This window comes from Micromonospora sp. NPDC051296 (assembly GCF_040682255.1).
GTDB lineage: Bacteria > Actinomycetota > Actinomycetes > Mycobacteriales > Micromonosporaceae > Micromonospora > Micromonospora craterilacus.
In genome coordinates this window covers 1-8,090 of record NZ_JBFBAO010000327.1, presented here as the reverse complement: position 1 = coordinate 8,090, position 8,090 = coordinate 1, and the positions used below count along the sequence as shown (strand labels likewise).

General features: G+C 70.4%; 8 protein-coding genes and 1 pseudogene. 2 read left to right on the top strand and 7 right to left on the bottom strand.

What is annotated here, in order from left to right; translation table 11 throughout:
- From AB0M52_RS26700 to rpmH, 7 genes are all read right to left on the bottom strand, one after another.
- Window positions 1–825: AAA family ATPase (locus tag AB0M52_RS26700; RefSeq protein ID WP_363959085.1), on the bottom strand; the 825-nt coding region annotated here is incomplete at its 3' end.
- A 308-nt stretch (window positions 826–1,133) separates the two neighbouring features.
- A complete protein-coding gene (rsmG, locus tag AB0M52_RS26695) occupies window positions 1,134–1,889 on the bottom strand; it encodes a 16S rRNA (guanine(527)-N(7))-methyltransferase RsmG (RefSeq protein WP_363959083.1) in 756 nt (251 codons plus the stop codon).
- A 136-nt stretch (window positions 1,890–2,025) separates the two neighbouring features.
- Window positions 2,026–2,613 (bottom strand): R3H domain-containing nucleic acid-binding protein, encoded by a 588-nt coding sequence (locus AB0M52_RS26690; RefSeq protein ID WP_363959081.1) that lies wholly within the window; start codon window positions 2,611–2,613, stop codon window positions 2,026–2,028.
- A 211-nt stretch (window positions 2,614–2,824) separates the two neighbouring features.
- Entirely contained in the window at window positions 2,825–3,799 is a 975-nt protein-coding gene (gene yidC, locus AB0M52_RS26685) for a membrane protein insertase YidC (protein WP_363959079.1), read from the bottom strand.
- Window positions 3,800–3,802: 3 nt separating this feature from the next.
- A complete protein-coding gene (yidD, locus tag AB0M52_RS26680) occupies window positions 3,803–4,042 on the bottom strand; it encodes a membrane protein insertion efficiency factor YidD (RefSeq protein ID WP_363959076.1) in 240 nt (79 codons plus the stop codon).
- Window positions 4,043–4,086: 44 nt separating this feature from the next.
- Window positions 4,087–4,500, bottom strand: a complete 414-nt coding sequence (rnpA, locus tag AB0M52_RS26675) for a ribonuclease P protein component (protein WP_363959073.1) — start codon at window positions 4,498–4,500, stop codon at window positions 4,087–4,089.
- A gap of 35 nt (window positions 4,501–4,535) precedes the next feature.
- Window positions 4,536–4,673, bottom strand: a complete 138-nt coding sequence (gene rpmH / locus AB0M52_RS26670) for a 50S ribosomal protein L34 (protein WP_007073824.1) — start codon at window positions 4,671–4,673, stop codon at window positions 4,536–4,538.
- A gap of 627 nt (window positions 4,674–5,300) precedes the next feature.
- On the opposite strand from rpmH, the gene dnaA reads away from it, so the two are divergent.
- Both dnaA and AB0M52_RS26660 read left to right on the top strand, forming a co-directional pair.
- Entirely contained in the window at window positions 5,301–7,130 is a 1,830-nt protein-coding gene (gene dnaA / locus AB0M52_RS26665) for a chromosomal replication initiator protein DnaA (protein ID WP_363959069.1), read from the top strand.
- 818 nt (window positions 7,131–7,948) lie between these two features.
- A pseudogene (locus AB0M52_RS26660) lies at window positions 7,949–8,090 on the top strand (DNA polymerase III subunit beta); the annotation flags it as partial.

The window sequence follows — 8,090 nt, the reverse complement described above, 5'->3', positions numbered from 1 at the left end:
GCGGGCCACCACGGACACCAACTCGATCTCCGCGCCGGCCAGGTCGATGGTGGCCGGCACGCACCAGAGGTTGGGGATGCCCTCGACCGCCTGGGCCACGTCCGCTAGGGGAACGCTGTTGATCAGGCAGTCGTAGACGTCCGGCACACCGGTGTGGTGCGGCACGTTCAGCCCGGTAGAGGCGTTGCCCTGTGGGTCAAGGTCGACCACGAGCACCCGGTTGCCGTGCAGCGCGAGCGCCACCGCCAGGTTCACCGTGGTCGTGGTCTTGCCCACGCCGCCCTTCTGGTTCGCGACGCACATGACCCGGGTCCGCTCCGGCCGAGGCATGGTCACCTCGCCACTTGGGTTCAGGATCTGCACGGCGCGCATCGCCTCCATAGCCAACGGTGGGTCATCCTCTTCGCGCGTCGGAGTTTCACGTGAAACGTACGCGGCCTCGGTGGCGGCCGGTTCGTAGGGCCCGGCCGGCGGCGCGGGCGTGTCGGACGCCGGCCGGGGATCCGGCACCACCCCGGGCGCCTGCTGGTGCGACGGCGACGCGGCCTCGAACCGTACGGAGGCAGAGGCGTTCCGCCGGATCGGAATCACCCGCGCCTCGGGGGTGGCGTTGGCGGGTCGACCGGCCGGGTCGGGAGCGTCCTGGCCGGACGACGATTCGGGAGCCAGCGACGGAGCACCCGACGTGGGTGCGTCCCGGCCGGACTCCGGCGGGCTCTGCGATGCCTCTGAAGGCCGCCAACTCGGGTAGTCGGTTTCACGTGAAACAGGGTCGCCCGCCGACCCCGTCACGCGCGGATCGTCATACCTGCCGTCGTCATGCACCTGTCATCCCTGCCCGCTTCGGATGGTCGGTCCGCATCCGTCAACCGGGCCACTTGCGTGCTGTCCGCAGAGGTACCGCCCGGCGGGAGCGGTCGTCCCGGAGGACATCCATTACCGCCCGCTCCACACTATCGACGCGCGGTCAGCCTACGGCGCATGGGCGTTGCCGGTCCACGTCGGGTTCGCAACCCGCCGCTCCTACCCCTGCGACACGAGGGCGATCAGACCGCGTGGGGGCATCACCCACGTCTGGTGGGAAGCCGCGGGCCGGGTCCGGCGCGTCGCTGCCGGGCCCGGCCGGGCACAAGTCACCGTCGGCGGGCCCGGGACTTCTTCGACGACGCTCTAGGCGCCGGGCCGACCACCCGCTCCCGGACGATCTCGACCACAGTCGTCGGGGGATCCACGATCCCCTCGCCGCACCGGCGCAACACGGGATCCCCGCCACCGAGCCGGTGCACCGCCGCGGCATGCTCGGTGATCTCCTCGGCCGCCGAGGCACCCTTCAGGGCGACCAGGCGCCCACCCGGTACGGCCAGGGGCAGGCACCAGGCGGCGAGCCGGTCCAGCGGCGCGACCGCCCGGGCAGTGACCACGTCGCCGTACATCGGATCCGGCCCGGCGGCTGCCTCCTCGGCCCGCCCCCGGAGCACCCGGACCGCCTCGTTCAGTGCCAGCGCGTCCACCGTCTCCTGCAGGAAGGCGGTCCTGCGAGCCAACGGCTCGATCAGCGTCACCGTCAGGTCGGGCCGGGCGATGGCGAGTACCAACCCGGGCAGTCCCGCCCCGGATCCCACGTCGAGCACGGTCACGCCCGGCGGAATCAGCTCGGCGACCGCCGCGCAGTTCAGCAGGTGACGGTCCCAAATTCGGGGCGCTTCGCGGGGGCCGATCAACCCCCGCACCACGCCGTCGGTGGCCAGCAGTTCGGCGTACCCGGCGGCGAGGTCGAGGCGGTCACCGAAGAGCCGCTGAGCGGCGCCGGCCAGTTCGGGCGGCAACACCGCCACGGCCGGATCCGGCGGCGGCACCGGCCCGCTGGACGGCGGTCGCGACGGTGGCATGGAGGGCTCGGAAAATCCGGATGGCAGCGCCGAACCGGCCGGCTCGGGCGATCCGGGCGGGACAGCCGACGGCCCGGGCGGCGTACCACCCGGGCCGGACGGGGCACCACCCGTGATGTCGTCTCGGGCCACCCGTTCAGTCCGCGGGGCGGACGACGATGCGCCGGTTGGGCTCGACACCCTCGGACTCGCTCTCGACCCCGTCGATCGCGTTGACCACGTCGTGGACGCACTTACGCTCGAAGGCGGACATCGGCTCCAGCCGAACCGGCTCGCCGTGCTCCTTGACCTTCTCGACGGCGTTCCGGGCAACTGCGGCGAGTTCCTTGCGGCGGTTGGCCCGGTAGCCACCGACGTCGAGCAGCAGCCGGCTCGGCGAGCCGGTCTGCCGGAAGACCGCGAGCCGAGCCAGCTCCTGGAGCGCCTCCAGGGTGGCGCCGCGCTGACCGACCAGGTTCTGCAGGCGGCCACCGACCACCTCGACCACCGGCCGCCCGCCCGACACCAGCTCGTCGATGTCGCCGTCGTAGTCGAGGATGTCGAGCAGCCCTTCGACGTAGTCGGCCGCGATCTCACTCTGCCGGAACAGGTCGCCCTCGCCGGCGGCCTTGCTCGGCGCCGATTCCGCGTCGTTCTCCTCCGGCTCGCCGTCGACCGGAGCCACCGTGGTCGGCTCGTCGTCGTCCAGGGGCTGGTCAGCGCGGGGGATGCTGGTGTCGGTCACGGTGTCATCTCCGTACTCGCTCGGCCGGACCTCGGGTCCGCTGGTTTCCCGCGGCCGGCGGGACGTCGCCGGTGCCCACGGGCACGTCTGTAGGGCAGTCTCGCCCGTCCGCCGCGTCATGCGCGGCGCTTCCCGCACCGGCGCCGGCCTTCCGGCGGCTGCACGGTGCGCAACGGGCCGCCGCCGGTTTCCCAGCGGCGGCCCGGACGATTCAGCCCTGCCGCTTGGCGGGGCGGCCCTTCTTCGGATTGACCGGCTTGGCACCCGGCTTCGGGCCGGCGACCTTCGGCGCGGCCGGCTTGGGCGGCACCGGGGCGGGCTTGCTCCGACCGAACAGGGACTTCGTCGGCTGCGTCCCGTTACGGCCCGAGGTGCCCGGCTTGCTGGTCGCCGTCACCGGCGGCGGGAACTTCCGCAGCACCCACTGCTGCTGGCCGAGGGTGAAGAGGTTGTTGGTGACCCAGTAGATGATCACACCGATCGGGAAGATCGCGCCGGAGATCAGCAGCGACAGCGGGATGCCGTAGAGCATCAGGCGCTGGATCATCCGCTGCTGCGGGTCCTCCGCCCAGCCGGTCTTGAGGATCATCTGACGGCTGGTCAGGTAGGTGGTGCCCATCATCACCAGCACCAGGACACCGGCCATGATCTTGACGGTGGTGCCGTTGGCACCGAGACGCGCCAGCTCGTCGGCGGTCGACCCGAACTTGCCGGCGATCGGTGCGGTGAAGAGCTTGGCGGCCGAGGCGCTCTCGAACTGGCTGACCGTCCAGCCGTAGAGAGTCTTGCCCTGGTTGGCCGGGTCGAGGCGCTTGAGCACATGGAAGAGGCCGAGGAAGACCGGGATCTGGAGAAACATCGGAAGGCAGCCCATCAGCGGGTTGGCCTTTTCCTTCCGGTAGAGCTCCATCATCTCCTTCTGGAGCGTCTCCCGGTCACCCTTGTGCTTCTCCTGCAGGGCCTTCACCTGAGGCTGGAGCGCCTGCATCGCCCGCTGCGACTTGATCTGCTTGACGAAGACCGGGAACAGGATCACCCGGACGGTGACCACCAGGAAGACGATGGCCAGGATCCAGCCCCAGGTGGTGCCGAGGACCGTGGTGTCCGGAATCCCGATGGCGTCCCAGACCGAATGCCAGGCCAGCAGGATCCACGAGATCGCGTAGTAGATCCAGTCGAGACTCAATTCTCAGGCTCCAGTCACGTCGGCAGGTCGGCGGCCGCCCGGCTCCGGCACCGGGTCGTATCCACCAGGATTGAATGGGTGGCAGCGCGACAGCCGCCGGACCGTCAGACCGGTTCCCCTGAGCGCACCGTGCCGGGCTACCGCCTCAAGGGCGTACGCGCTGCACGACGGGTAGAACCGACAGCGGGCCGGCAGCGCCGGACTTATCCACCGACGGTACGCGATGATGGGCAGGGTCAGCATCCGGGCACCCGGGGTAGCCGGGCGGGGTGGCGTCGGCTCAGCGCTCACCGCGACCGCCGCCCTCGGCCGGACCGGGCAGCGGCAAGCGCGGCGTCCAGGTCGACCCCGAGCCGCTGGTACGGCGCGTCGGCCGACGCCGGCAGGGCGCGTACGACAAGGGTGCTTCCGGCCGGCAGGGCGGCTAGCCGTTCCCGGACCAGATGCCGCAACCGACGGCGGACCTTGTTCCGGACCACCGCGGGTCCGACAGCCTTGGAAACCACGAAGCCGGCGCGGGAAACCGGTGCGGATTCTTCCTCCGCACCGCCCCACGCCGGCTTCGGCGCTACGTCTACGGCTTCGGATGTGACCGGCAGGGTCAGGTGGACGACCAGTGTGCCCCGACCGGCCCGACGGCCACCCCGGACCGCTGCGGCGAAGTCGCTACTGCGCCGCAGTCGCTGCGCGGCTGTCAGCACGACTGCCCCGTCCCGCTGAGCGGACCCGATCGGCCTCAGGCCGACAGGCGGGCGCGACCCTTGGCGCGACGGGTCGAAAGAATGGCGCGGCCGGCCCGGGTGCGCATGCGCAGCCGGAAGCCGTGGGTCTTCGCGCGCCGGCGGTTGTTCGGCTGATAGGTGCGCTTGCTCACGTCAGGCTCTCCGTTGTCGGACGGCCCCGGGCGAGGGATCGCCGGGTTCGTGGTGGTCCAGGCCGCCGCTGTGGTGGCCCCGATCGGTGCTGCCCGGGCGGCGCGTCACCCCGGCATTGCGGGGAGCGACCACGGACAGCAAGCACCCATCACCCTAGCAGAGGCGTGAGAGCAGCCCCTCCAGCCTAGGTCCGGGTGCAATCAGCGTCAAACCAACCCACCAGGGCGGAGAGCTGCGGCGCAGGGCGACCGAAGCGGTGGTTTTCACTGATGCCGACAAGGCGCCAGGCGCGTCGACGGTTGATGATGCGGCGACAACGCTGTTACCGTGCCCGATTGCGGTCAGCGTCTCCAGGTCCGGGATGTCGCCGGCAGGCAAGACCGGACACGGTAGTGAATCGTTCGGCACGGTGAACCCGCTTCAGCGCCCGGCCACGGCAGGGGGCAGGTCCGACCCGCGCCCGGTGGGCGGCCACAATCGGTCGGTACACAGGCTGTGGATAACTTGTGGAGGACGACCGGTGGGACGTCCGGGTGGGTGAGAGATCACGCCCGCTCGGTACGAAGCCCCCGGGAGGGCCGGGGGACGGCGGCGTCCGGGAGCAGAGGCGAGGGGGTGGCACGACGGTGGCCGGTACGACCGACCTTGCCGCGGTGTGGACGGCGACCACGGACGAACTCGCCGACGAGATCATCTCCGCGCAACAGCGGGCGTATCTGAGGCTCACCCGACTGCGGGCCATCGTCGAGGACACCGTTCTGCTGTCGGTGCCGGACGCCTTCACCCGGGACGTGATCGAGTCGCGGTTGCGGCCGGCCATCACCGAGGCGCTCACCCGCCGGCTGGGCCGGCCGATCCAGGTCGCGGTAACGGTCCGCGCACCGGAGGACAGCCGCGCCACGGGCACGGTCTACCGCACCGCACCCGAAGCCGGCCCCGGCGACCACGACGGTGGGCCGGTCGGCTTCGACGGCCTGGCGGCGGATCCGGACGCGGCGGCCGGCGGCGGCCGGCAGCAGCTCCCGCTCATCCCCGAGCAGCCGCACCCGGGCCGATTCGACCGGCCGGCCCCGGATGCACCGTCGGCCGAGGGCGGCCCCCGCCCGGGCCCACCGGTGGCCGATGGCCAGGAGACCCTCTTCGGCACCGCGTTCGTCGAGCCGCCCCGGCCGGCCAACCGGTCGGCGGAGACGACCCGACGGCCCGGTCTCGGATTCACCGACCACGCCGGGCGCCTGGATCCGCCGCCCGCCGGCCCGCGCGGCTTCGGCACCCGGTTCGGCGAGGAGCCCGGTGTCTCACCCCGGGACCAGCACGTCATCCGGGCCCTGCCGGCCGACGGTGGCACCGACAGCGGGCCCGGCCGCGGTGGCGCGGATCACCGCCCCCGGGACGACCGGCGGCTGCCGGCGGGCGCGGACAGCGGCGGCAACCGGCTCAACCCGAAGTACATGTTCGAGACGTTCGTCATCGGCTCCTCGAACCGCTTCGCCCACGCGGCGAGCGTCGCGGTGGCCGAGTCGCCGGCGAAGGCGTACAACCCGCTGTTCATCTACGGCAGCTCCGGCTTGGGCAAGACCCACCTGCTGCACGCCATCGGGCACTACGCCACCACCTTGGGCAACGCCCGCTCGGTCCGGTACGTCTCGACCGAGGAGTTCACCAATGACTTCATCAACTCGCTGCGGGACGACAAGACCAGCGCGTTCCAGCGCCGCTACCGCGACGTCGACATCCTGCTGATCGACGACATCCAGTTCCTGGAAAACCGCGAGCGGACCCAGGAGGAGTTCTTCCACACCTTCAACACGCTGCACAACGCCAACAAGCAGATCGTGATCACTTCCGACCGCTCGCCGAAGCAGCTGGCGACGCTGGAGGACCGGCTGCGTACCCGGTTCGAGTGGGGTTTGCTCGCCGACATCCAGCCGCCGGACCTGGAGACCCGGATCGCGATCCTGCAGAAGAAGGCCGCCCAGGAGCGGCTGTACGCCCCACCGGACGTGCTGGAGTTCATCGCGTCCCGGGTGTCGAACTCGATCCGGGAACTGGAGGGGGCGCTAATCCGGGTCACCGCCTTCGCCAGCCTGACCCGCTCGAACGTGGAGCTGTCGCTGGCCGAGGAGGTGCTGCGGGACTTCATCCCGGACGGCGCCGGCCCGGAGATCACCGCCGACCAGATCATGGTCTCCACCGCCGACTATTTCGGCGTGAGCCTGGAGGACCTGCGCGGGCACTCTCGCTCCCGGGTACTGGTCAACGCCCGCCAGGTCGCCATGTACCTGTGTCGCGAGCTGACCGACCTGTCGCTGCCCCGGATCGGCCAGGCGTTCGGCGGCCGGGACCACACCACCGTCATGCATGCCGACCGCAAGATCCGTCAGCAGATGGCCGAACGGCGTTCCCTCTACAACCAGATCGCCGAGCTGACCAACCGGATCAAGCAGAACACCTGAGCGACGGCCTCAGGTCGCGGCGCGGCACCAGACGCGCCGAGCTGAAGTCGTCGTTCCGCGGCACCGCCACCGAGGGCCCGGCCGGTACTCCGGCCGGGCTTTTTCGTATTCCGCGGTTGACCCTCGACGAGGTGTAGACCACACCATCAGAGGCGTGTCCGCTCACGCCCGCACTCGTTGTCCACAGCTCGTTCTCCACCGACGGTGGACAACCACGCTCCGTCGGCAGCCGGTTACCCACAGCCTGTGGAGAAACCCTGGGGACAACGCTGTGGACGCCTGGGGATGGCTGGGGACAACCGAGCGCTCTGTCCACCGAAGACGGCCGGCCTGTGGGCGACCTGTTGAAGGTTCTGGGGATGACGACGTCCGAACCGGGCGCGTCGATCCACAGGGTTGGGGAGAAAGTCGGTGGATTACCGGTGGACAACCGGTGGACGACGGTGGACAACCCGGTGCACGAGGGCCGCCTGTGGACCGGCGGCGGGGTTGTACCCCTGCTTCTCCACAGCAAAACCACCGGTGGATAACCTGTCTGACCTGCTCTGACGCGGGTTCTCCACAGTTTGCACAGGTGCGATGAAGACGATGAGTTATCTCTTCTAAAAGAACGAAAACCAATCATCACCGTTGGACTTTCTGTGGATCGGCCGACTGCTGTCGGACAGACCGTCAGCAGCGACACGATCCACGGGGTCGGGCGCACAGCCGATACCCTCGCGCCCTAAGGTGCGATGGGTACCCGCACGCCAGGCGGGTCGGTGGGCAGCGTCCGGCATGAGAGAGTTGACGACGTCGACGTCGACGCGGAGGCATTGATGAAGTTCCGAGTGGAGCGCGACGCGCTCGCCGAAGCCGTGGCCTGGACGGCGAAGAGTCTGCCCAGCCGGCCGTCTGTTCCGGTGCTGGCCGGCGTGATGCTTCGCGTCACCGACGGCAGCCTGCAGGTCTCCGGCTTCG